This is a genomic window from Aestuariibaculum lutulentum (assembly GCF_032926325.1).
GTDB classification, from domain to species: domain Bacteria; phylum Bacteroidota; class Bacteroidia; order Flavobacteriales; family Flavobacteriaceae; genus Aestuariibaculum; species Aestuariibaculum lutulentum.
This window is the reverse complement of sequence record NZ_CP136709.1, coordinates 2,413,565-2,439,238: the sequence shown is the minus strand read 5'-3', so window position 1 is coordinate 2,439,238 and position 25,674 is coordinate 2,413,565. Positions and strand designations below refer to the sequence as shown.

The following is a 25,674-nucleotide window of genomic DNA, read 5'->3' as shown; positions in this document are numbered from 1 at the left end:
TTTTTGTCGGGGTGGCAGGAAGACCTTAAAACCCAACTTATGTAGTGAAATCAATAAGTTTCAAACTCTAATTAACTTTTGGTAACCGAATGAGTAACTTATTTGATGAGAACTTTTGTTTGTATTTATACTAAAAATTCTACTTGCAATATTACAATTTTTAGATTTGAGTCTCAAACCTCATTCAAACATATATTTTTAAAACCAATATTCATAAATTGAAAAATTATCTATTCACTATAGCTTTCATTTATTTATTTTTGCGACTGATCATGTTAATATTTTTTTGATGGATACTCTCTATGCTTTGTTATATTATTAAAAGCCAAAGCAATTACAAATAATATTAATACCCCAGACAAAACGGGTGAAAACACATAATAATACCCTAAAGATTTTATTTTTTCAGTTCCAATAATTGCTATCAATGCTGTTGCTCCTCCCGGAGGATGTAAAGTCTTGGTAAATTGCATTAAAACAATAGAAATCGCAACTGCCAAAGGAGCAGTCAACCATATAATTTCTGGAAATATTTTATAGATTGTAACACCGATAAGAGCAGAAATTAAATGACCTCCTATTAAATTCCTAGGTTGTGACAATGGGCTTCGAATAGCTCCAAAAATCAAAACACTTGTGGCCCCAAAAGAACCAATTAAAAAAACATTCTCCTCTTTCGATAAATAAAACGATTGAAAGAAAGCAATGACTCCTATACCAATAAAAGCTCCCAAAAAAGACCAAATTTTTTCTGTATAATCGATAAGTGTTTCTCTATATAAAATATATCTGGATACTCTAATTCCTCTTTTTATCCTAGTTCTCATAGATGTATTAAGTGTGGTCTTTATTTTCAATTAAAAAGATGCAAAAATACTAAGTTTAAACTTTTAATAATTATTTTACTAATCAAATTCACCTAGAAAAACATTGAAATTTTAAACCTAAAAAAACAATTAAGACAAATTTATCCTAATTATGATAAATATCATATTTTAAAAAAATAGTATATCATAGTTTTGAGAATACTAAATCACTAAATATGAAAACACAAATCAAATATTTACCCTTAATTATTACTTTATTTCTTTTTAGCTGCTTCAAAAATCAAGAAAAACATTACGAAAACACTTCAAAAATTCCCGTAAGCAGAGAAATGGTTGCAGAATTAACCTCTCCTCCCAATGTACCTACACCTGTAGGACGGAGAAACGCAAAAAAGCTAATTGTTAAAATGGAAATTCTTGAAAAAGAAGGAGAAATAACCAATGGTGTTCGTTATGTATACTGGACATTTGGAGGTACAGTTCCTGGTAGTTTTATAAGAACTCGTGTTGGTGACGAAGTGGAATTTCATCTTCAAAATCATCCAGAGAACAAACTACCTCATAATATAGATCTGCATGCTGTTACAGGTCCCGGAGGAGGTGCTGAATCTTCTTTTGTAGCACCTGGACATGAGAAAGTATTTTCCTTTAAAACTTTAAATCCGGGTTTATATGTATATCACTGTGCAACAGCTCCTGTAGGTATGCACATAGCCAATGGTATGTATGGTTTAATTTTAGTTGAACCTGAAGGAGGTTTACCTGCTGTTGATAAAGAATATTATATTATGCAGGGTGATTTCTATACAAAAGGCGCTAATGGTGAACGCGGCTTACAACCTTTCGACATGCAGAAGGCAGTCGATGAAAAAGCTGATTATGTTGTATTTAACGGTAAAGTAGGCGCGCTAACCGGAGATAATGCAATAACAGCGAAAGTTGGTGAAACAGTGAGGCTTTTCGTAGGAAACGGAGGCCCTGGTTTGGTTTCCTCATTCCATGTTATAGGAGAAATATTTGACAAAGTACATATTGAAGGAGGAAAACAAACCAATGAAAATGTACAAACAACTCTTATTCCCGCTGGTGGTGCAGCTATTGTTGAATTTAAAGTAGATGTTCCCGGAACATTTATTTTGGTAGATCACTCGATCTTCAGAGCATTTAATAAAGGCGCCTTAGGTATGCTTAAAGTAGAAGGCGAAAAAAATAAAAAAATATATTCTGGAGAAATTAGAGATGATATTTACCTTCCTGAGGGGCCGGGTATTCAGTCTATGCCGACAACCGATGAAATTGTAGAATCTAAGATTCCAGCCAAATCCTTTGATGAACAAATGAAATTTGGTAAACAAACCTATATGCAAACCTGTTTTGCTTGTCACCAATCAGAAGGACAAGGAATACCAAATGCCTTCCCTCCTTTAGCTAAATCTGATTACCTAAATGCCGATATTAATCGCGCAATAGATATTGTATTGCATGGAAAATCTGGGGAAATAACCGTTAATGGTGAAAAATACAATAGTGTTATGACCAAACAAATGCTCTCTTCAGAAGAAATTGCAAATGTATTAACTTATGTATACAACAGTTGGGGCAATTCTAAAAAAGTGGTAACGACATCTATGGTCGAAAATGTAAAAAACAAAAAATAGCCAAGTCATGAAAGATCATGTTTTCAGATTATTAATTTTTATAATTATCAGTCAAACTAAATTGTTTGGGCAGTCTGAAAACATGGTCTTTATACAAGGTAGTCGATATATCCCACTTTACGGAAGAGATTCTACCGTTGTAGAAGTTAAAGATTTTGAAATGGACATTTTCCCTGTCACTAATGTCCAATTTTTAGAATTTGTTAAACAATATCCTAAATGGCAAAAATCGAAAGCCTTAAAATTATTTACTGATCAAAGCTATTTATTAAATTGGAAAAATGATTTTGAACTTAATGATACAGAAAAACAAAATAGCCCAGTAACTTATGTTTCCTGGTTTGCAGCTAAAGATTATTGTGAGTGCCAAGGCAAACGATTACCTACTATTGATGAATGGGAATACGCCGCTATGGCAGACCAAACCTCTCGTGATGCTAGGCTTAAACCTGAGTATAACAAACAAATTCTAGCTTGGTACGAAACCCCTAAGACCAATGAAAATCTTATAGGTAAAAATCAAAAAAATGTTTGGGGAGTATATGATTTGCATGGTCTAGTTTGGGAATGGACACTTGATTTTAATTCTGTGCTCATTACTGGTGAATCGAGAAAAGATGTCGATAAAGACAATAATCTATTCTGCGGAAGTGCAGCCGTTAACGCCACCGATTTAATGAACTATGCGGCCTTTATGCGTTATGCCATCAGGGGAAGCCTAAAAGCTAAATACGCTATGAAAAACTTAGGGTTTAGATGTGTAAAAGATACAAAACCACAACCATGAAAATTTTAAAAATAATTACAATTTTTGCGCTGCTCACATTCACTTTCAGCTCATGTAACTCAAATAAGTCAAAACAGGGTACGATACTTTACTTATGCCCAATGCAATGCGAAGGTAATAAAACATATAACCAACCTTTTAATTGTCCAATATGTAAAATGGATTTACAACCATTGGAAACAAGTGCTTCAAAAATTGAAAATACTGATGGTATTTCAGAAGAATCAATTTTCAATTTAACTTCTAATTGGAACACCGAAGAAGGTGAGCAGATTCTTTTGAAGGATTTAAAAGGAAAAACGCTGGTTATGGTCATGATTTATACTTCATGTAAAGCCGCCTGCCCGCGTTTAGTTGCAGATATGCGGAATATTGAGGCACAAATTCCTGATAACAAAATAGACCAGCTCAACTTTGTATTAATTAGTATAGATCCAAAAACAGATACGCCCGAACGTCTGAAATCCTTTGCCATTGAAAATTATATGGATGACCCGCAATGGACATTCCTTCAAGGTACTGAAACTGGGGTTAGGGAATTCGCAAATGTATTAGCCGTTAAATACAAACAAATATCTCCAATAGACTTTTCGCATTCTAATATTATAAGTATTTTTAATCCTAAAGGCGAATTAATACATCAACAGGAAGACTTAGGAGTGGATAACACTGAAACAATCGATGCCATCCTTAGACTAACCAATTAAACCATCTTAAAAATGAAAAACTTTATAGCAATTCTATTTACAGGAGTTGTAATGACCTGTTACGCTCAGGAATTTGAAATTTCGGCAGAATTAAGACCTCGTTATGAATATAGGCATGGCTATAAAACGTTAATTCCAAACGATGCTGAAGCTGCAAATTTTATATCCCAACGAACACGTTTAAATTTAAAATTTACTTCTGAAAAAATTCAGGCCTTTGCTGCCCTCCAAAACATAAGGGTTTGGGGAGACATTGCTACCTTATCTGCTTCTGACAAGAACGGAACAGCTGTTCATGAAGCCTGGGCTAAACTCTACCTGACATCTAACTTTTTTTTAAAATTAGGGAGGCAAGAAATTGTTTATGATGACCAAAGGATTTTTGGAAATGTGGACTGGGCACAACAAGCCAGAAGTCATGATGCCCTTATAGCATCTTTTAAAGGAACTAATAACGGACATTTAGATTTTGGATTCGCATTAAGTTCTGAGGAAGAAAGTCTGTTTAAAACAAATTATGAAGTAAACAATTATAAAAACTTTCAATATTTATGGTATCATAATCAACTTAAAAACACAAGTATAAGTTTATTATTTTTAAACCAAGGACTTAATTACACTGATAATCTTGAGCAAAAAATAAGTTATAACCAAACCATAGGAGCCAGACTAACTTATAATAAAGATTCATTTGGTACTGATGCTTCCGCATACTTGCAAACTGGTAAAATTGCTAGCTCTCATTTAAGCGCATACAATATTGCTGCAAATGTATATTATGATTTTACAAATCATTTTAATCTGGCAATAGGTTTTGAATATCTTTCAGGAACAAACAACAATTCTAATGCTTCAAAAATAAGCTCATTCAATCCTTGGTATGGAACCAATCATAAATTTAATGGTTTAATGGACTATTTTTATGTTGGAAATCATATAAATTCTGTTGGTTTGACAGATATAAATGCCTGTTTATTTTTTCATAAAAATAAATTCAGTGGTAAACTTATGCCTCATATTTTTTCTGCTGCTGCCAAAGTGTTTGATGACTCTGGAAATGAAATGAACCAATCTTTAGGTACAGAATTGGATTTGGTTTTCACTTATAATTGGATTAAGAATGTTAATTTTCAGTTTGGATACTCACAGTTATTTGCTACTAATACGATGTCAATCCTAAAGGGAGGTAATAATAATGCTACTAATAACTGGGCTTGGTTTATGATAACCATAAAACCTACCCTATTCAAAAATTAAATTTTCAGTAATTAACTATAATATTAACCCTTCACCAATGTTATTTTAAAGTCATTTATAACGTTTATTTTCTATTTAAACATATTTTTAAACAACCTATAATCTAACCAACTTAAAGATTTTAATTTACTGCCGTAGACTTAATATAATGTATTAGCTTAATATAATGTATTAGAATGAAAAGAATACCTAAAGGTAATAAGCCACTAAACAAAAATAATAATAAATAATAGTTTGAAATTACCCCTATACCAAGGTAAAACCTAACACCTTGAATTAATAAAATTATTTCAGTCAGTACAAATCCTGAAAGAAAACTATACAGACCTAATTTTAATGACGCTGAGGGTTTCTGATTACTATAAAGAAACGCAAAAAGAAAACCTGTGATCACTCCCAGCATCACTAAATGAATAAAACCAATAACAAAGTTACGATGCATGAAAACAACTTCGGAAAATTCAGGATTCAGCGTTACTCCTTGGAAAAGAATTTTCAGTGCAAAACAAAAGACGCTAAAATAATACAGCGTGACAATGAGTTTAGATTGTCCCTTTAAGGCTTTTTTCATCTTGAATTTTATCAGTTTTATAAACAAATACAGGGTTAGTAATTGAAGTAGAACCCCTAATATATTTATATAAATTAAAATCGGATGCGGAGCAAACCATTGCACAGGTAAGGCAAAAGTAAGTATTGTTGATATAATCAATAATTTAAAAAAGTTTTGAAATAGTATAGAATCTTCAATTCTAACTAAATAAAATAACAAAGCTAAAACTGCAATTAAAAACCACCCGTTAAATTGAAAGTGCAAAAAAAACTGAATGGCAATCTGGTAAAACGCCGAAGCCTGACCTAAAATCCCCACAGCTGGCCCTAAACACCATACACCTATTGTTGATATCAGCATAAACAATAAAGAGGCTTTCAACATTAAACCAACAGCTTTAGAGACTATTTTATGATGCTTCCATACCAAATACACAAAATAATATGAACAAAAAATATGCAAGGTTGAAAACGTTATGGAAATAACTGCATATCCTTGGAATGGAAAACTAAGCATCATCCCTATAACTGCAATTTCGGTCACCCAAAATAATTTATTATAAACGGGTTTTTTATCGGGAATAAAATAATGAACAATGAAAGCATACAACATTAAATACACCCAACCTAACATGGCCACATGAGAATGGGCATGTGTTAAGAATCGGTAATTTAATCCGACGGACTCTAAAAAGGAATATCTAAGCACCAACCCCATTAAGGCGGCAATTAGGAAGTTTATCAAGCAAACAATAATCAGTTTTTTGGGCATACAAATTCTTTAACAGTCTTAAAATTAAGAAATCCTATACTGTATCAAGACAAACAACATAGGATTTCTGTGCAACGAATTAATTAAAGATTAATACTAACAAAATCTACTTTCCAGTTTTTCTGCTGCTGGAAATAAAATATTGTTCTCTAAATGAATATGTAAATGCAAGTCTTCTTCAAATTCCTGAAGCATCGCAAATGTTACGCGATAGGTATTACAGGCATCGGCTGGTGGCGTGTAATCATCTGTAATTTCAGCAATTTTTCTAAATCGTACGCCTTCATTGTCGTGTTCTTGCATCATCATAGCAATTGGATTTTTAACGGTTCCAAACCCAGGAGCTTCTACCTCGGTATTCGATAACTCTGCCTTTACTAATTTTTTAACAAAGGGAAACAATACCAACTCTTCCTTTTTCATATGCTGGGCCAACTCTCCTGCCGAAGCTGTAAACAACTCGTTTACTTCAAAAAGTTCAGGATGTCTTTCACCGTGCACTCGACATAGCTTATCTAAAAACTGTTTTAAAATGGGTATTTTTTCTTCTACGTATCGGTGATGTTTTTTTTCAATATAATCTACAAGTAAATCTAAAGGCCATGATTTATAATCGATAGTTTGATTGCCCTGTGTGTTTAAAACCTGCTCCAAACGATCCACCAATTCACTAGTTTCAATTCCATTTTTTTCACATACATCTTCCAGTGTTCTATTTCCTCTACAGCAAAAATCGATGCCGTATTGCGTAAAAACTGCTGCTGTTCTAAAATCTTCTGCAACAAATTCTCCAACTTGTTTTTGTGTTATCGTACTCATAATATCTTCTATTAATTATTCTTTGTTATTTTATTTTTTAAAGTTAAATCGAATACAAACCAACAGGTTGTAACGATACCTACTGCGAAAATGACATCGCCAATGGTTCTTAACCATTTTAATGTAATCATGGTCGGGTCTTGCAATAATTCTGATGAACGCGCATACCACATACCGTGTTCAATACTTTCAACAGCCTGCCAAATACCCATAGGTAGTAAGCTTAATAAAGCCATTCCTAATAGTCCTAAGTTTAATGACCAAAATGTAATTTTTAATAATTTATTATTCCAGTTTACATTCCTGTATAAACTTCGTAATACAAAAAGCATTAAACCAATCCCAAGCATACCGTAAACTCCGAATAAAGCGGTATGTCCATGTAATGGTGTAGTATTTAAACCTTGTACATAGTATAGTGCAATTGGTGGATTGATGATGAACCCAAAGATTCCAGCTCCTAAAAAATTCCAAAAGGCAACGGCAATCATAAAATAAATAGGCCATTTATAATCTTCTAACCATTTTGTAGCTTTTGATAACTTGTAATTGTGATAAGCTTCATAGCCAATTAAGGTTAACGGAACCACTTCTAAAGCACTAAATGTAGCGCCTAAAGCCATGACAGCTTTTGGAGTTCCTGTAAAATACAGATGATGGAATGTTCCTAAAATACCTCCCGACATGAAAATAATGGTTGCCAACAATACATTTAAAGTTGCTGTTTTGGTTTTTAATAATCCTAAACGAACAAATAAAAATGCGATAACAACGGTTGCAAATACTTCAAAGAAGCCTTCCACCCACAGGTGAACAACCCACCATCTCCAGTATTCTGCGATGGCCAAATTGGTGTGTCTTCCCCACATTAACCCCGAAGCATAAAAAAGAGCAATGGCACTACAAGATACCAAGAACATGATAATTAAGTTCTTTTCTTCCGTTTTACGTTTTAGAACTGGGAGTAACGGTCTTACCATTAAAGCCAGCCATAAGAACAAGCCAATTAATAGGAATATTTGCCAAAATCTTCCAAGATCAACATATTCATAACCTTGATGTCCAAACCAGAAATTATTAACGAGATTTAACTTTTGCATCACCCCTAACCATTGTCCGGCCATAGACCCTAAAACAATAATTAAAAGCGCAATAAATAAGAAATTAACTCCAAATTTCTGAAACTTTGGATCTTTTCCTGAAACCGCCGGAGCAATATACAATCCTGTAGCTAACCAAGCGGTTGCAATCCAGAAAATAGCCAGTTGTGTGTGCCAGGTTCGAGTAACGGAATATGGTAATATTTTGTCTAAGGCAAAACCATAAAATCCATCGCCTTCAACACCGTAATGTGCAGTTACAATACCTAAAAGCATTTGCAACACCATTAATAGAGTAACAACCCAGAAATATTTTTTAACCAGATGCATACTTGGGGTCATGCCTTGTTTCAATAATGGATCTTTGGCTGGTGGTGGTAATGTTTCATCTTCACCAGATTTTACATGATAAAACACCAGTATTCCAATACATAATATCAATAAAATAATACTAACACCAGACCAAACCATCAAATCCATGGTAGGTTCATTCCCTACCAAATCATCGGCAGGCCAATTGTGCGTGTAACTAACATTACTGTTTGGACGCTCGGTTACCGTTGCCCATGTTGCCCAAAAGAAAAAGGCATTCATTTTATGCATTTTAGCTTCATCCTTAATGGTGTTTACAGGAATAGCATAATCAGCACGAAGTTTATCGAATTTAGGATCGTTAGTGAATAATCCTTTATAATAATCGCTTAAATAATTTATAGCTTCTACCCTGTTCTCTGAAATGGTAATGGTGTTAGCTGCTTCATTGTAGGTGTTAGTTCTTAAATCGTTTTGTAATCTTACTTTTAAAGCAGCTTGTTCTTCTTTGGTTACATCATCATAATTTGTTCCGAAATTCTCCTTGGCATAAATATTTAAAATATAAGTCGCTTCTCTGTGTAACCAATCTGCTGTCCAATCTGGTGCAACATAAGCACCATGTCCCCAAACAGAACCAACTTCCTGTCCTCCAATACTCTGCCAAATATTCTGACCATCCTTAATTTCAGACTCTGTAAAAATAATGTCACCATTTATAGATATGATGGATTTAGGAATTGGCGGTGATTGTTGGTAAATTTCAAATCCATAATAACCTAATACGCTAAATGAACTGATAATAACTGCAGCAAATAGCAACCATAATTTTCTCTCTTTTTTCATGAATGATTTGTTTGATTAATTTTATTTCGGACAATTTTATCCTATTTTATATTAAAATTTTTTTCATATTTATATTAAACAAAAACTCAGTTTAATTAAGATATTTTTATCCTAATTGAAAACAAATTTTTTAACGTCGTAAAAAGGTATCTCCTTGTTTAATATCTAAAGCCAAATCTTCTAAATTTGTTGATTCTAACATTGTTTTAAGTTCATCTCTAACCACTTTAAATTTATCATGCATTGGACAAGGACGATTTTCGTCACAAGCATGTAAACCTAGTCCACACCCCTTATAGATACTATCTCCGTCAATAGCATCGACAATATCACTTAATTTGATTTCTTTAATTCGACGTTTATCAATTTCAAAACCTCCATAAGCCCCTTTTACAGAATTTACAATATTATTTCTCACCAAAGCCTGTAAAATCTTAGCTGTAAATGCAGCTGGTGAATCAATTTCTACAGCAATTTCCTTAGGAGTCACCCTCCTATCGTCAAAAGAATTAAGTGCTATAAAAATAGATGCCCTAATACCGTATTCGCAAGCTTTTGAAAACATATATTAAATTTATGGTGCAAATATAATTAAGATGTTTTAATTAAGACAAAAATATCTTAATTAATTTTTGTTATTTTTAAAACGAAGTTCACCCAACTCGATTCCAATAGCTGTTTTAGCTAATACCGTGAAGACAAATGCGCCTAATGCCCAAATACCAAGGGTTACACCTATTTCTACACCTGTAGGAGTGTATTCTGCAATCTTACCATAGGGTCCCGGGATAAATCCTGGAACTATTAATCCGAAACCTTTTTCCACCCATATAGCTACAAACAAGATAAAACACGAAAAATATAAGATTTTAGGATTATTACGTAGCTTATGAAACGTTAGCAATACGGTTGCTAATACATTTAATGGTATAGCTGTCCAGATCCATGGCAATAAAGCATCTTTTCCGTGTAATCCAAAAAACAAATAATAAGCACTCTCGCTATGATGCGTTGGCGCATAAAATTCTTTGAACAACTCTGAAATTAGCATAATAAGATTTATCTGAGCAGCCACAGTCACAACCATTGCAATCTTCTTCAACGTTTTATCTTGAATTTTAAACGCTGTAAAATTTCTAATGATGGCTAAAACAAGAATAATTAATGCTGGTCCCGCAGCAAAGGCCGATGCTAAAAACCGAGGTCCTAACAAGGCATTGTTCCAAAAAGGACGCGCTTGTAGTCCTTGATACAAAAAGGCCGTTACCAAATGTATTCCTACAGCCCAAAAAACCGATAAAATAGCCCCTGGAACATACACCTTAGACTTCGCTTCTTTACCCTGATAATGTCTGAATAAAATATAAAAAGGAATAGTGATATTTAAAAATAAATAACCATTTAACACAATAACATCCCATGTAAGCATAGAATTAGGAAAATTAAAAACCCCGAGACCCGGTATCATATGCCAAAGCACCGAAGGTCCTCCCATATCAGCTATTACAAATGCTAAACACATAATTAAGGCGGCCACAGCCAATCCCTCTCCTATAAGAACCGCTTGTTTAAAATCGACATCGTGTAAAACATATGTTGGCATTACCAACATAACAGCCGCTGCTGCCACACCAACCAAAAAAGTGAAATTAGAAATATACAAACCCCAACTTACGCGGTCTGTCATTCCTGTAACACTTAACCCTTCATTAAGTTGTATGGAATAGCAATACATGCCAACAAGCATCATAAACGTTAAGAATCCCATCCAGATATGATACTTAACAGTGCCATGTGTTACAACATCAAAGCTATCTTTTACTAAACTTCTAAAGACCTTTAATTGTTTCATTTTTCAATTATATTTTAGTCATTTGCGGATTTCCTTCATTTTTAATTAATCCATAAAATACCAGAACTTAGGTTCGGTACCCAAATCTTCTTTTAGTCTGAATACTTTTTTATTTTCAAGCACCCATCGAATGGTACTATTAGGATCTAATAAATTCCCAAATATGCGGGCGCCCGTTGGACAGGCCTCTACACAAGCTGGATTTTTTCCTTCTCTTGAGCGCTGCACACAAAAGGTACATTTTTCCATTACCCCTTTTTTACGCATTCTATTTCCTAAATAATGCTGATTATGATTTACCTCTTCTTCTGGCACTTCGGGTTTACTCCAATTAAATCGGCGACCATCATACGGGCAAGCAGCCATACAATAACGACACCCCACACACCAGTCGTAATCGACAACCACTAAACCATCATCTTCTCGCCAGGTGGCTTGTACAGGACATACCTCAACACAAGGCGGATTATCGCAATGAAAACACTGCGTTCCCAAATAAAAATGACCTTCAGCCGGAACTTCATGATAATAGTTATCATCAGCTTCATCAAATTTTAATCCTTCTCCGTCTTTCATTTCATGAATACGGATATATTGCATTTGAGAATTTCTATCTTGATTATTTTCTTTTACACAGGCGCTCACGCAATCCATATACCCCTGACATTTAGAAATATTAAAGGCGTACCCAAACAATACATCTTCTTCAGCATTTTTAGAAGACATACTAATTGTTTTTCCTGTACGCAGTTGATAAGAACGCACCAATCTATCTACAGTATTCTTTTTCTCATCATCGGTCATTAATTTATAATTCCCTTTAAACTGCTCCTCCCAATCAATTTGTGCTTTTTCTTTACTTTCATCGCTACTTAACATACTACAGGAGGTATTAACAGCTCCTGCCCCAATCAATAAACTTGCTGCCAACTTTCTAAAAGCGGTACGGCGATCCATTTTTACATCGAAAACCTGATCAAATCCATCCTTTTCTCTTTCATCTCCAATAGAAGCATTCACGGCAGCATGATAAAATTCTTCTTCAGACATTTCTGCATCATTTGAATGAGAACCACAACCACCCGAGGTTTTACCGCAACCGCAAGTACCCGAATCATCATTTTGTTTTCTGCCCAGATTTAATGAAAACCATTTTTTGTTACTTCTACTCATACCTTAACTATTTTAAACTTCTAATGCAGCTACTCTCTTTCTTTTACTTTTTGTGTATTGAAACGCGCCGGCCATCTACTTTCAAAATGTGGCTGATGCGGATTATGACAATTCACACACGTCATAGATGCTCGTGGTGGTGCCCAGCCTCCAATTCGTTTACCATGCGCTCCGCCTTTCCAATCTTCAAATTGTTTTGAATGGCACTGGCTACATAGATTATAACTATTATCAAAATCGATGCTCATTCCTGTTACACTGCGCAACTCATCCATATTGGACGGATTATGACATGTTACACAATTCATAGCTTTCTCGTTTGCATGTACTATCTTAATATCCCAATGCGCCTTTTTAATATCGCCTTCTTGCATCTCTGCCAATGGTTTTGAATGACATTCGGTACAAGCATATAATTTAATCTGATTTTTTCTTTCTGGTATTAAGAAGGTATGTCCACCTTCTGAAATCCGAATCGTATCTACCCCTTCCAAATAGTTCTCTGATGATAAAGATACTCCATGATAATGCTCTCCTTCAGCCTCAATTTTCTCCATAACACCATGGTATTTATCTTCATGTTTACATGAAAAAAACACCATGCAAAAAACAATAAGACATAAGCTTCTATTTACAAAAAGGCTACTACTCATCATAATTACTTATTCTTTTAAATTCCCCAATATCTCTCGTTTCTTTATTATTAGGCACATGACATTGTCTGCAATTTACACGTTCTGGATGTGTAACACGAATCTCTTTTGGAGCTGCTGGCCCTGCATGACAAGCCAGACAATTTTCATGCATTTGAATTTGATGCGGAATAACTGGAGGACTACCATCTAAAGCATTATTTACACCCACTTCGGGAGCTTTTATTTTATGAAAATTAGTTTCTTCAAACAAAGATTCTGTTACCTGCGCTACATGACATTGACGACAATTCACCATTTCAGGATGTGGCGTTACTGGAGCATAAGCATTAAATTTATCGACAAAACCTCCATTTTGATGGCATTTTAAACAGATATTTTCACCCATACCACGCTCACTGGCCACCGGATGCGGAATACTGGGTGGTGCACCGTGAAATGCTCTGTTGTTATAATATGTTTCTAATGTACGCTGATGATTTTCATCGACTGGCATATTGACGTAATCTAAAGCAAATTTTGAACGCTCAAAAACCCCAATCTCTGAAGGGATTATTGGCATTGGATTTTCATTTTCAATTGGAATGTAAGCTTCCTCCTGCCCTTCACGATAACTAATATTCCAGACCGCAACAAATGCCAGAAATAATATTAGAAACAAAGATATTATACCTATTCGCTTCATACTTTTTCTACTTTAACGGCACATTTTTTATAATCGGGTTGCTTTGAAATCGGACAAAAAGCATCGAGTGTTACATCGTTTATTAACATATTTTCATCAAAGAAAGGCACAAATACCTGATTGCGCTCCGGAACGCCACGCTCATTAACCGATGCTGGTAAAATAATTTCACCGCGTCGCGTCGTTAATTTAATTCGATCACCCGTTTGTATCTGCATTTCTTTGGCTTGCTCCGGATTCAACTCCACATACGCATGTGGCATGGCTTTATGCAACACTGGAATTCTTCTCGTCATAGATCCTGTATGCCAATGCTCTACAACACGTCCGGTGCATAACCAGAACGGGTAATCATCATCAGGAATTTCAGGAGCCGGTTCGTATGGTCGTTGCCATATAATAGCCTTTCCATCCGGGTTTCCATAAAAATGAAATTGCTCACCATTACTACAAGCCGGATCGTAATCGGCATTAAATCGCCATTTTGTAGATTTCCCATTCACATAAGGCCATTGTGCTCCAGGTTCGGCTTTTAAAATTTCTAAAGGCGCCATAGCGTGCTTATTACCTTCATGATGCCTTCTATACTCATTGTAAATTTCTTCTATATGAGTATCTTCATTATAATAGAATTGTTTTTCGTAACCTAAACGTTTAGCCACCTCAACAATTTGCCAGGTATCACTCATAGCTTCACCTGAAGGTTCTATCATTTTTTCAAAATATTGAGTACGACGCTCCGAATTTCCATACATCCCCTCCCGTTCTATCCACATGGCAGAAGGCAAAATTACATCTGCAATATCGGTTGTTGGTGTTGGGTAAATATCTGAAACCACAATAAATCGACCTTCTTTTTCACAAGCATCGCGATAACGCTTCAGTTTTGGCATAGTCACCATAGGATTCGTTACCTGAATCCACATAAACTTAATATCTCCCCTATCTAAAGCACGAAACATCTCTACGGTATGGTAAGATGGTTTTGCTGGAATATTTTCTGCTGGAACATCCCAAATTTTTGCGGCAAACTCTCTATGTTCTTTATTTGTTACAACGCCGTGAGGTAATTTGTGTGTTAGCGTCCCAACTTCTCGAACTGTACCGCAGGCACTGGGTTGTCCTGTTAACGAAAACGGACTATTACCCGGTTCTGAAATTTTCCCTGTAAGTAAATGGATATTATAAACTAAGTTATTAATCCAAGTCCCTCTGGTATGCTGATTCATTCCCATACACCACAGAGACATAACTTTCTTATTAGGATCTCCATAATAAGAAGCCATGTATTTTATATCTTTAGCTGAAACCCCTGAAATTTTTGCTACTTTTTCAGGCGTATAATCTTGTAAAAAAGTTTTAAAGGCTTCAAAAGTGATTCCCTCTGGCTTATCGTCAAAGCTGTAATGATCTTCTAAGCCATAGCCCATATTGGTAAGTCCCTTTTTAAAATTACAATGCTTTTCAACAAAAGACTTATTCACCCAGCCATTATTAATAATTTCATAGCAAATCGCATTAGCCACTGCTAAATCTGTTTGTGGCTGAAAAATAATAGACCTATCTGCCGCCATACTGGTACGCGTTGTACGCGTTGCAAAATCGATAATCTTAACTCCGCGTTTTAATCGCTGATCTAACAACCTAGAGAATAATACCGGATGCATTTCTGCCATATTATTACCCCAAAGCACAAAAACATCAGCATGATCTATATCATCATAGCAGCCCATGGGCTCATCAATACCAAAAGAAGTCATAAACCCGGTAACCGCACTCGCCATACACAAGCGCGCATTAGCTTCTACATTATTTGTACCAATACACCCTTTAAATAGCTTAGAGGCTACATATCCATCAGGAATAGTCCACTGTCCCGAACCGTAAATAGATACTGCATCTTTTCCATGGTTACTTATAGTCTCTTTCATTTTAGAAGCAATTAAATCAAGTGCTTCTTTCATAGAGGTTTCTACATACTTCCCATTTTTCTTAATCAAGGGTTTTGTTAATCGATCTTTACCATAAATAGATATCACAGAATGGTAGCCTTTAACACAACACAAGCCTTTGTTAACAGGAGATTTAGGGTCTCCTTTTACCGCAACTGCTTTGCCGTTATCAATACCAATTAAAACACCACAACCTACACCGCAAAATCTACAGGGTGCCTTTTTCCAATCTAAATTTGCATTTTCAGGAAGATTCCTTTCTTGTTCTTCCGCAAATAAAATCCCTGGAAACATAGTGGCTGCAGCCGTCATAGCCGACATAACGGCCATTTTTTTTATAAATTCACGTCGGTTGGTTAAGGAGGTATACATACTTAATTACTTTTAGGTGTATCGAATCCTGAAACCATTGCTAAAAGCTTTAAGCTTTCAATGGCCTCGATTTTTTCTTTTAATATATCGTCTTCGGTATTGTTATTTGTTTCAGTAACTACGATTACCAAATCATTATTTTCAGCAGGAATGACTTCGCAACTACTAATAGAACTAAGTGCATGAACTAGCTCTTGTTTTTTTCCTTGGTGCGGATGAGCGAGGTAACTTTTAATTGGCATAATGCATCTATTTAAATAGGACATAAAAGTCCTCTAATTTAATCTAAAAAAATTAATTTTCATCATCTATTTTCAATTTACAATCAATATAAATAAATATAAATCAACTCTTTAAATAAAACACATATAAACTTAGACAAAAATATGTGAAGTAATTACTAATCCATTTTAGACAATTTAGTTATAAGGCAACCTTTGATTTACCATAAAACACATTTATTTTCAGTAATTTTAATCGAGAGTTTTAAAACGGGTATTTAGAAAATTAAAAGAATAAACCTCATCATATATTTAATCTAAAAAATTCTCTATATAAGCGTGATTGTAAAACTAAGGGGGTAAAGCAAGAGGGTAACACGCTAAAGCGATGTTACGGTTTTCATTCCTCTCAGAAGCCCTATAAATACTAAGATTTTAAAATTTGCTTTGTTTTATAGTCTCTCATTTTTTCGTAAAAAATGCGCTCAGCCCAGTAAAATCAACGAATTTTTTACTAAAAAATGAGTTTTATGAGCTTATTTATGTATTGATTAATAACTCTTCTTTATTTTCATAAGCATGCTTTTTTTTAATTTATAGAGATGAATTTTATATAAAAAAAATTTCCTTTCAATACACTCCCGTGACCTTTCGAGAAGCGCATTGAAAGGAAATTCATTCTAAGGCTAAAAAAATATTGTTTGAGGCAATTTCTAAATCTCAGCTGTTCGCTTTTCCAGCTTTTGATGTAGACTTCCCATATCTTCACTAATCTTACTCTCCACTACTCTTGCATAAATCTGAGTCGTTGATAATTTTGTGTGACCTAATAATTTTGACACCGTTTCAATCGGCACACCGTTTGAAAGCGTTACCGTTGTGGCAAAGGTATGTCTGGCCACATGAAAGGTTAAATTCTTCTTGATTCGACATACATCGGCAATCTCTTTTAAATAAGAATTCAATTTCTGATTGGATATACCTGGAAAAATTGTTTGGTTTGAGACAGATTCAGGATAAGTTTCATATTTTTCTATAAGTTCTAAAGCCTTTTGTAGTAAAGGTATTTTAATAGGAACATTCGTTTTCTCTCTTTTCGAATGAATCCAAAGCTTGCCATCAATCCCTAAACACAAATCGTTAGGCGTTAATTGCATCACATCTCCATAGGACAAACCTGTATAGCAGGCGAACACAAATAAATCCTTTATCTGCTGAAGTCTGGTTATATCAAAAGACTTATTTTCTATAGCTTCCAATTCTTCGGCTGTTAAAAAGCAACGCTCCTTTTTATCATATTTGGCTTCAAACTTTATAAAAGGATCTTTATCAATCCATTCCATTTTAAAGGCTAAACTTACGAGTTTTCTCAAGCGTTCGATATGTTTCATAACAGTATTGTTGCTCATATTCTCCTGAACCTTTAAAAACCGCTCAAAATCGATTATAAACTGATAATTTAACTCAGATAGATACATATCAGTTGTAGCATACTTCAACTTTAAGAACTTAAAGATGTATTTGTGGGTTGTGAAGTAGTTCTTTTGGGTTCCCCATCTTAAAGTGGACTTCATATGGATCTTATGATAATCAATAATATCCGTTAGTGCCTGACGAGAATCATTTTCCCCCAAGTATTGTGATTTAATGATACTAGAACTAATGAGTTTACCTTCTCTTTTTAAATTTTGATAGATCTCGAAGAGATCGACATTAACTTGCCTTAGAAATTCATTGATTAATTTAGCTTCATCACCTAAGCCTTTTAATCGGCTTTTATTAGAATCCCATTCCGAAATAAGGACTTTTCGTTTTAAGGACAGTTCGGCTCGTTTGCCATTTACGGTAATACGAGCATAAAGGGGTGCTTTTCCGTTTTTGATACTGGATTGTTTCAGCCAAAACAGAACACTGAAAGTTTGTGTTGTTTTCATACACTTTTGTTTTTAAAATTGAACATTAGAAACAAAAGCCAAATCAAATTGCTCGGTTACCTTTTTCGACGTTTTTAAATGTGGTAACCGAATAGGTCACATTTTTATTTAAATGAATTCAAATAATATGAACCCCTAAAAACGTCAAAACCTTGATAATCATAAAATTACCAAGGTTTTATTACTTATTGATCTCTGATCTAGTCGGGGTGGCAGGATTCGAACCTGCGACCTCCTGCTCCCAAAGCAGGCGCGATAACCGGGCTACGCTACACCCCGAGTATAATGGTTATCTCATTACGGGGTGCAAATATACTTCTTTATATTAAATACACAACCCTTTTCATTAAAATATTTAATTATTTCTTAGTTCAATTTTTAACTAATTTAGCTTTAAACCAACTAACATCCTTTAAACTTGAAGTTTACAAAAATCATCTGTCTTTTATTTTTTTTAATATTTTTTAGCTTAACCGTTTTTTCTCAATCAAAAATTAGCGGAAAAGTAATCGATCAAGATACAAACACCCCGCTTTCGCATGTTTCCATTATTCTAAAAAACACTAATGATACCATCTACTCTAACAATCTGGGACATTTTGAAATATACAATTTAGGTACTTATACGTTTCATAAACTGGGATATAAAGATAAAATTGAAAACATTCTGGAAAATCATCCAATAATACAACTTCAAATAAATCCTAATGAATTACATGAAGTGATGATAAGCAGCAATCAAATAGCTAAAACACAAAACACTTCTTATACCTCATCTCAAATTATAACCACACAAAGCATTGAACAAAACAATACAATTGATTTAGCTCCGGTGCTAAATCAGGTCTCTGGAGTGTTTATGCAAAACGGCGCTTTAAATACCAATCGAATTACCATTAGAGGAATTGGTTCCAGAAATTTATACGGCACGAGTAAAATAAGAGCTTATTTTAAAGATATTCCGTTAACTACAGGAAATGGAGAAACAACTATTGAAGATTTTGAACTGAGTTCTCTGGCAAGAATTGAAATTATTAAAGGGTCACGATCCAGTATATATGGCGCAGGATTAGGAGGTTTCATTAAGTTAATTCCTAAAACAGCCGGATTTAATCAAACTAACATTCAAAATACAACTACAATTGGTTCTTTCGGGTTATTTAAAGATGTTATTGAATTAAGTAGTTCTACTAAAAAAACGAACATCAATACAGTTTTTAGTCACACCCGAAACGATGGATATAGAAACAATAGCTCATATAACCGAAAAACCATTACCCTTAACGCCAATCATTATTTTAATGAAAGGGACGAAATTTCATTCTTAGGTAGTTTTGTTGATTTCAAAGGCTACATACCAAGTTCTGTAGATGAACAAACTTATTTAAACACACCTGAGTCGGCTGCTTTTACCTGGGAACAATCTAAAGGATATGAAGATACCAGACGTAGTTTGCTTGGGTTATCCTGGCACCATCAATATAGTAACACCATTTCACAAAAAACCAGTGTGTTTTCTTCATTTAAAAATGCCTACGAACCCAGACCTTTTAATATCCTTTCCGAAAACCTATCTGCCCTTGGCTTTAGAAGCAGAATTTTAAAAGAATCCACTGAATTTAAATGGACGTTTGGCATAGAATTTTTCAATGATTTCTACAATTGGAAAACTTTCGAAAATCTATATCAGGATACTACATCAGGTACAGGAAGTGTTCAAGGCAACTTACTTTCTAATTTTAAAGAAAAACGCTATTATGTCAACGCCTTTTTTGAAACGGATTACAGTATTTCTAATAAAACAGGAGTCTCATTAGGATTAAATTTTAACAAGACCAATTATAAACTCAAGGACTATTATAATAATGATTCAAATCCGGACCAATCGGGTTCATACACCTTTAAAAGTGTCCTTTCTCCTACCTTGGGATTAACGCATAGTATTTCTAAAAACAGCAGCCTGTATTCTAATATCAGCCATGGATTTTCACCTCCAACAACAACCGAGACTTTATTACCAGATGGTTTAATCAATACAAATATAAAACCTGAAACCGGCTGGAATTTTGAAATCGGGTCGCGATCTATTTTTTTTAATAATCGTCTTCAATGTAATTTATCTGTATATAGATTAAATGTTTCAAATTTACTGGTTGCTAAACGCACGGGCAATGACGAATACATAGGCTTAAACGCTGGAAAAACACGACATGATGGTTTTGAATTAGATAGTCGTTTCCAATGGTTTAAGCTCAAAAACTACAAACTAAACACCATTTTTAGCTATACTCTAAACCGCTATAAGTTTAAAGATTTTATAGATGGTGATAATGATTATTCAGGAAATGATTTAACAGGTGTTCCCGGCCATATTTTCAACTTGGGGTTAGACTTCAACACCCCTTTCGGTATTTATGGGAACCTCCATTTCCAAAACGTCGGAAGCATACCTATTACCGATGACAACACCTTGTACACCGATTCTTATAATTTGACAAATTTTAAAATGGGCTGGCTAAAAAACCTTAATAAAACTTTAAATATCAATGTGTTTTTAGGTATAAATAATATATTTGATAAAGCCTATGCCTCTCAAATTCTGATAAATGCGATGGGGTTTAACGGCTCACAACCCAGATATTATTACCCTGGAAACCCTATAAATTACTATACAGGCTTTAATATCACCTGCAACATAAACTAACATACAATGAAACCAATTTACACATTAGTAACCCTTTTTATAGTTTATACTTCCTGCGCCCAGCAGGTAGAATCTGAAATTAAAGCAGAATCACCAGAGCATATTAGCTATACAACCGAACTTGTAGTTCCCGATTTAAATATCGCATGGGGCATGGCATTTCTACCAGATGGAAGCATGCTTATAACCGAAAAGGCCGGTGAGCTAATTCATTTTAAAAATGGCACCAAAACCACTATCGATGGTCTACCTGAAATTTATGTGCGTGGACAGGGTGGATTTATGGATATTAAGTTGCATCCTGATTATATAAATAACGGTTGGATTTACTTTTCGTATGCATCTTCTGAAGGTGAAGGCGAAGGTGGAAACACAGCTATTATGAGAGCTAAAATAAACGAAACCTCGCTTTCAAATCAGCAACAACTTTACAAAGCTGTTCCAAACACTACCAAAGGGCAACATTTTGGTTCACGAATTGAATTTGATAATGAAGGCTATCTTTACTTCTCTGCTGGCGAACGCGGACAACGTGATGTAAATCCACAGGATATCACCAGAGATGGTGGCAAAATTTACAGATTAAATGATGATGGAAGTATTCCTTCGGATAATCCTTTTGTAAATACGCCTGGCGCCAAAACTGCCATTTACAGTTACGGACATAGAAACCCTCAAGGTATGACCAAACATCCAGAAACTGGAGATATCTGGACCCATGAACATGGCCCACAGGGAGGTGATGAAATCAATATTATTGGAAAAGGCAAAAATTATGGATGGCCTGTAATATCTTACGGCATCAATTATAGCGGTACCACATTTACAGACATCACAGAAAAAGAAGGTATGGAACAACCGCTTTTTTACTGGGTTCCTTCAATTGCTCCTAGCGGAATGACGTTTGTAAATTCAGATAAATACCCAAACTGGCAAGGCAACTTACTTGTCGGTTCTTTAAAATTTCAATATTTAGAGCGTTTGATTCTTGAAAACAACAAAGTTATTAAACGTGAAAAATTATTCGAATCTATTGGTCGTGTTAGAGATGTACGTCAAGCCCCTGATGGTTATATCTATCTTAGCGTAGAAGGCAAAGGCATCTATAAAATTATTCCAACAAACTAAAATAATCTTATGAAATTCATCCTACTAAGTCTAGTTATTGCAGCGTCATCTATTACCATAAATTTACAACAAACTACACCCCTAGAAGAAAGCATTAAACGAGGTAGTGAAATCTACGCTGATTTTTGTATGAACTGCCATTTGCCAAATGGTGAAGGTGTAAAAAATGTGTATCCACCTTTAGCAAAATCAGATTTTCTGATTAAAAATCAAGAAGTCAGTATAAGAGCTGTTAAATATGGTACAAACGGAGAATTAAAAGTCAATGGTATCGTCTATAAAAATGTCATGGCACCATTAGGCTTATCGGATTCCGAGGTTGCCGATGTTATGAACTATATAAACAATTCATGGGGTAACAAGAATAAAAAAATGATAACCAAGGAAGTAGTAGAGAAAATCAAAAAATAAGAGCATTCTCGATTAAATGTTTTACATTTATTTAAATTTGTAACAGGCTAATCAAACATAATTACACATGCTTATTATAGGAATTGCAGGTGGTACAGGCTGTGGTAAAACCACGGTAGTAAACCAAATACTTAACGAGCTTCCGGAAGGAGAAATAGGTGTAATTTCTCAGGACTCATATTATCAGGACACGACGCATTTAAGCTATGAAGAGCGTGTTAAAATAAATTTCGATCATCCAAGATCGATAGATTTCGACCTTTTAGAAAGCCACCTTAAGGATCTAAAAGACGATAAACCAATACACCAGCCTGTATATTCTTTTGTTAAACATAACCGCACGGGAGATACTGTTTTAACCCACCCAAGAAAGGTTATGATTGTTGAGGGTATTTTAATATTAACCAGTCCCGAAATTCGAAACATGTGCGATATTAAAATATTTGTTCATGCCGATTCAGACGAACGTTTAATACGTCGTTTAAAACGTGATATTTCAGAAAGAGGCCGTGATTTAGATGAAGTTTTAAGTCGTTACCAAACCACCTTAAAACCTATGCACGATCAGTTTATAGAGCCCATGAAAGAATTTGCAGATATCATCATCCCAAATAACAAATACAATACTGTTGCCGTAGATATTGTGCGCACCATTATTAACAACCGACTTTAAACATGGCCTTTTTTAAGCATAAAATATTTAAACCCTTTAAAAACATATTCGTTCTCATCATCACACTTTTTGTAGTTTGGATGCTGTTTTTCGATGCCAATTCATGGCTTATACACAATGAATTAAATTCAGACATCAATGATTTAGAAGCCGAAAAAGAATACTATTTAAAAGAAATAGAAAAAGATAAAAAAGCACTTAAAAAACTTAGTACCGAAGAAGGTATAGAAAAATTTGCACGCGAAGAATATTACATGAAACGCGACAGCGAAGAAATTTATATTATCGAGTACGAAGACAGCATTAAAACAAAATCTAATGACTAAAGGACTATTTAGCGAATTTGATGACGTTTCTACCAAACAATGGAAACAAAAAATTCAATTCGAGCTAAATGGCGCGGATTATCAAACTCTTGTCTGGCATTCAAACGAAGATATTTCGGTAAAACCATTTTACAATGCCGATGATTTAAAAGATATTTCCCAAACTTCAAACACGCAAGCAACCGCATGGCGCATTTGTGATACAGTCTTTGTTTACGACGCTGAAAAAGCCAACAAAAAAGCCTTAAAATCAATACATCAGGGTGCTGAAAGCATTAAATTTATCATCCCTAATCACGATATTTCCATTGATGCTTTACTAACCGATATAGACTCCGAAAAAGTCCTTTTGCATTTTGAATTGCATTTTTTTAATTCCAATTTTGTAAAACAACTTTTTAATGCCGTTTCAGATAAAAAAAGTTTCATTCATACCGATATTATTGGAAAACTGGCCAAAACAGGCAATTGGTTTAACAATATGAATTCAGATATAGACCAATTTAAGTCTATAGCTAAGCAAACCAATTCCTTTAGCATTAATGCTACACTTTATCAAAATGCTGGAGCCAATATGGTACAGCAATTGGCTTACGCCTTGGCACATGCCAATGAATACTTAAACATACTTGATGAAGAATTAACTTCGGAATCTAAACAACAAACCAAAGTTATCTTTAATATCGCCGTTGGAAGCAATTACTTTTTTGAAATTGCAAAACTCCGCGCTTTACGCTTACTTTGGGAGACATTAGCTTCAGAATACCAGGTAAATTCGGAATGTCATATTTTGGCAACACCCTCTAAACGCAACAAAACCGTTTACGATTATAACACCAACATTATACGTTCTACCACTGAGTGTATGAGTAGCATTCTTGGTGGAGCTAACACCATTTGTAATCTACCTTACGATTCCGTTTTTCATAAATCCAATAGTTTCAGCGAACGCATTGCTAGAAATCAATTGCTCATTTTAAAACACGAAAGTTATTTCGACAAAGTCAACAATCCTGCTGATGGTGCGTATTACATGGAGTCTTTAACCAATCAATTAGCAGAAAAAGCTTTGGCTCTTTTCAAAGACATTGAAGTAAATGGCGGTTTTTTAAAACAGTTGAAAGTTGGAACCATTCAACGAAAAATAAAAGAAAGTGCTCAAAAAGAGCAAGAACAATTTGATAATAACAAAGATATTCTGGTTGGGTCTAATAAATATCCTAACCCGGAAGACAAAATGAAAAAGGAACTGGAATTATATCCGTTTGTTAAAACCCATTACAGGAAAACTTTAATCGAACCCATTATAGAAAAACGATTAGCAGAATCTTTAGAACAAAAACGCTTAAACAATGAAAATTAAAATGAAATCTAATATTTATTTTTTTGCTTTTTTATTAATTATCACACTTTACGGTTGTAAAAAAGGCACAACTTTCACAGACTTTCAATATACAGAAAAGCCTGAAACTATTACTTGCCAAGGTTTAGATTCTAAACTATACAAAGAAGCATTATATGCTTTTGAAGACGATATTGTTGCTTTTTACGGTAAAGACAAACCAAACACTACATTAACACAGGCGTATTATCAGTTTTTAAGAGATGCCAATGCAAAACGCGTTAGCTACTTAGATATCGCTTCAGAACATACTTTGAAAATTTTTGAAGCGTTGAAAAATGAAACCGATTTATGGGATCCCGAAAACCCTAACAGTCATTTAAATTATAATGGTCCTTTAATGCAATGTGTTACGACAAACATTCATGAAGAAAGTTTAAAAACAACGTTAAATGCATTAATCTCGACCAATAGCATGAGTCCTAAATTATATGGAGCACCACTAATGTCTAGTTACCGAAGCATTTTAGGAGATAAATATTTAGCAACTTATGTGGCTTTCGATTTGTTTTACGCCAACCTTTTCAATTTAAACAAGACTCCACAATAAT

At 34.4% G+C, this 25,674-nt stretch carries 23 protein-coding genes and 1 tRNA gene; 11 read left to right on the top strand and 13 right to left on the bottom strand.

Going from position 1 to position 25,674, the window contains the following annotated elements:
- Nucleotides 1-275 precede the first annotated feature (275 nt).
- Complete coding sequence (locus tag R1X58_RS10425) at nucleotides 276-827, bottom strand: HPP family protein (protein ID WP_240575441.1); 552 nt, start codon at nucleotides 825-827, stop codon at nucleotides 276-278.
- 215 nt (nucleotides 828-1,042) lie between these two features.
- On the opposite strand from R1X58_RS10425, the gene nirK reads away from it, so the two are divergent.
- The 4 genes from nirK to R1X58_RS10405 all read left to right on the top strand — a co-directional run bounded on the left by nirK (nucleotide 1,043) and on the right by R1X58_RS10405 (nucleotide 5,236).
- Nucleotides 1,043-2,485, top strand: coding sequence for a copper-containing nitrite reductase (gene nirK, locus R1X58_RS10420; protein ID WP_240575440.1), 1,443 nt, complete (start codon nucleotides 1,043-1,045; stop codon nucleotides 2,483-2,485).
- Nucleotides 2,486-2,492: 7 nt separating this feature from the next.
- On the top strand, nucleotides 2,493-3,272 hold the full coding sequence (locus R1X58_RS10415) for a formylglycine-generating enzyme family protein (RefSeq protein WP_188229994.1): 780 nt from the start codon (nucleotides 2,493-2,495) through the stop codon (nucleotides 3,270-3,272).
- A gap of 101 nt (nucleotides 3,273-3,373) precedes the next feature.
- Nucleotides 3,374-3,979 carry an SCO family protein gene (locus tag R1X58_RS10410; protein ID WP_240575439.1) on the top strand — a complete coding sequence of 202 codons (606 nt, stop codon included), beginning with the start codon at nucleotides 3,374-3,376 and terminating at the stop codon, nucleotides 3,977-3,979.
- Between the two features lie 12 nt (nucleotides 3,980-3,991).
- Nucleotides 3,992-5,236 (top strand): alginate export family protein, encoded by a 1,245-nt coding sequence (locus R1X58_RS10405; RefSeq protein WP_240575438.1) that lies wholly within the window; start codon nucleotides 3,992-3,994, stop codon nucleotides 5,234-5,236.
- 121 nt (nucleotides 5,237-5,357) lie between these two features.
- Here R1X58_RS10405 and R1X58_RS10400 read toward each other — a convergent pair whose 3' ends face one another.
- From R1X58_RS10400 to R1X58_RS10345, 12 genes are all read right to left on the bottom strand, one after another.
- Nucleotides 5,358-6,560 (bottom strand): hypothetical protein, encoded by a 1,203-nt coding sequence (locus R1X58_RS10400; RefSeq protein WP_240575437.1) that lies wholly within the window; start codon nucleotides 6,558-6,560, stop codon nucleotides 5,358-5,360.
- Nucleotides 6,561-6,656: 96 nt separating this feature from the next.
- Complete coding sequence (gene ric, locus R1X58_RS10395; RefSeq protein WP_240575436.1) at nucleotides 6,657-7,379, bottom strand: iron-sulfur cluster repair di-iron protein; 723 nt, start codon at nucleotides 7,377-7,379, stop codon at nucleotides 6,657-6,659.
- 11 nt (nucleotides 7,380-7,390) lie between these two features.
- A complete protein-coding gene (locus R1X58_RS10390; protein WP_240575435.1) occupies nucleotides 7,391-9,637 on the bottom strand; it encodes a nitric-oxide reductase large subunit in 2,247 nt (748 codons plus the stop codon).
- A 130-nt stretch (nucleotides 9,638-9,767) separates the two neighbouring features.
- A complete protein-coding gene (locus R1X58_RS10385) occupies nucleotides 9,768-10,202 on the bottom strand; it encodes an RrF2 family transcriptional regulator (protein WP_240575433.1) in 435 nt (144 codons plus the stop codon).
- A 60-nt stretch (nucleotides 10,203-10,262) separates the two neighbouring features.
- Entirely contained in the window at nucleotides 10,263-11,489 is a 1,227-nt protein-coding gene (gene dsrP, locus R1X58_RS10380; RefSeq protein ID WP_240575430.1) for a sulfate reduction electron transfer complex DsrMKJOP subunit DsrP, read from the bottom strand.
- Between the two features lie 45 nt (nucleotides 11,490-11,534).
- The gene (locus R1X58_RS10375; protein WP_240575428.1) at nucleotides 11,535-12,662 is read right to left on the bottom strand and encodes a 4Fe-4S dicluster domain-containing protein; all 1,128 of its coding nucleotides are present in this window, start codon (nucleotides 12,660-12,662) and stop codon (nucleotides 11,535-11,537) included.
- 29 nt (nucleotides 12,663-12,691) lie between these two features.
- On the bottom strand, nucleotides 12,692-13,219 hold the full coding sequence (locus R1X58_RS10370; RefSeq protein ID WP_317292971.1) for a cytochrome c3 family protein: 528 nt from the start codon (nucleotides 13,217-13,219) through the stop codon (nucleotides 12,692-12,694).
- 88 nt (nucleotides 13,220-13,307) lie between these two features.
- Nucleotides 13,308-14,000: a nitrate reductase cytochrome c-type subunit gene (locus tag R1X58_RS10365; RefSeq protein ID WP_240575424.1), complete on the bottom strand. Its 693-nt coding sequence runs from the start codon at nucleotides 13,998-14,000 to the stop codon at nucleotides 13,308-13,310.
- Complete coding sequence (locus tag R1X58_RS10360; RefSeq protein WP_240575422.1) at nucleotides 13,997-16,324, bottom strand: molybdopterin-dependent oxidoreductase; 2,328 nt, start codon at nucleotides 16,322-16,324, stop codon at nucleotides 13,997-13,999. Before R1X58_RS10360 ends, R1X58_RS10365 begins: the two co-directional genes overlap by 4 nt.
- 2 nt (nucleotides 16,325-16,326) lie before the next feature.
- Nucleotides 16,327-16,566, bottom strand: coding sequence for a hypothetical protein (locus tag R1X58_RS10355; RefSeq protein WP_240575420.1), 240 nt, complete (start codon nucleotides 16,564-16,566; stop codon nucleotides 16,327-16,329).
- A gap of 692 nt (nucleotides 16,567-17,258) precedes the next feature.
- Nucleotides 17,259-18,479: a site-specific integrase gene (locus R1X58_RS10350; RefSeq protein ID WP_240575489.1), complete on the bottom strand. Its 1,221-nt coding sequence runs from the start codon at nucleotides 18,477-18,479 to the stop codon at nucleotides 17,259-17,261.
- A 204-nt stretch (nucleotides 18,480-18,683) separates the two neighbouring features.
- A tRNA-Pro gene (locus R1X58_RS10345) sits at nucleotides 18,684-18,758 on the bottom strand.
- Between the two features lie 139 nt (nucleotides 18,759-18,897).
- Between R1X58_RS10345 and R1X58_RS10340 the strand changes: the two genes are divergently transcribed.
- The 7 genes from R1X58_RS10340 to R1X58_RS10310 all read left to right on the top strand — a co-directional run bounded on the left by R1X58_RS10340 (nucleotide 18,898) and on the right by R1X58_RS10310 (nucleotide 25,673).
- Entirely contained in the window at nucleotides 18,898-21,183 is a 2,286-nt protein-coding gene (locus R1X58_RS10340; RefSeq protein ID WP_240574938.1) for a TonB-dependent receptor domain-containing protein, read from the top strand.
- A 6-nt stretch (nucleotides 21,184-21,189) separates the two neighbouring features.
- A complete protein-coding gene (locus tag R1X58_RS10335; protein WP_240574937.1) occupies nucleotides 21,190-22,311 on the top strand; it encodes a PQQ-dependent sugar dehydrogenase in 1,122 nt (373 codons plus the stop codon).
- A 9-nt stretch (nucleotides 22,312-22,320) separates the two neighbouring features.
- The gene (locus R1X58_RS10330; RefSeq protein ID WP_240574936.1) at nucleotides 22,321-22,722 is read left to right on the top strand and encodes a c-type cytochrome; all 402 of its coding nucleotides are present in this window, start codon (nucleotides 22,321-22,323) and stop codon (nucleotides 22,720-22,722) included.
- A gap of 67 nt (nucleotides 22,723-22,789) precedes the next feature.
- Nucleotides 22,790-23,395: a uridine kinase gene (gene udk, locus R1X58_RS10325; RefSeq protein ID WP_240574935.1), complete on the top strand. Its 606-nt coding sequence runs from the start codon at nucleotides 22,790-22,792 to the stop codon at nucleotides 23,393-23,395.
- Nucleotides 23,396-23,397: 2 nt separating this feature from the next.
- Complete coding sequence (locus tag R1X58_RS10320) at nucleotides 23,398-23,721, top strand: FtsB family cell division protein (RefSeq protein WP_240574934.1); 324 nt, start codon at nucleotides 23,398-23,400, stop codon at nucleotides 23,719-23,721.
- On the top strand, nucleotides 23,714-25,084 hold the full coding sequence (locus R1X58_RS10315; protein WP_240574933.1) for a methylmalonyl-CoA mutase subunit beta: 1,371 nt from the start codon (nucleotides 23,714-23,716) through the stop codon (nucleotides 25,082-25,084). Before R1X58_RS10320 ends, R1X58_RS10315 begins: the two co-directional genes overlap by 8 nt.
- 1 nt (nucleotide 25,085) lies before the next feature.
- The gene (locus R1X58_RS10310; RefSeq protein WP_240574932.1) at nucleotides 25,086-25,673 is read left to right on the top strand and encodes a hypothetical protein; all 588 of its coding nucleotides are present in this window, start codon (nucleotides 25,086-25,088) and stop codon (nucleotides 25,671-25,673) included.
- Nucleotide 25,674: the final 1 nt, after the last annotated feature.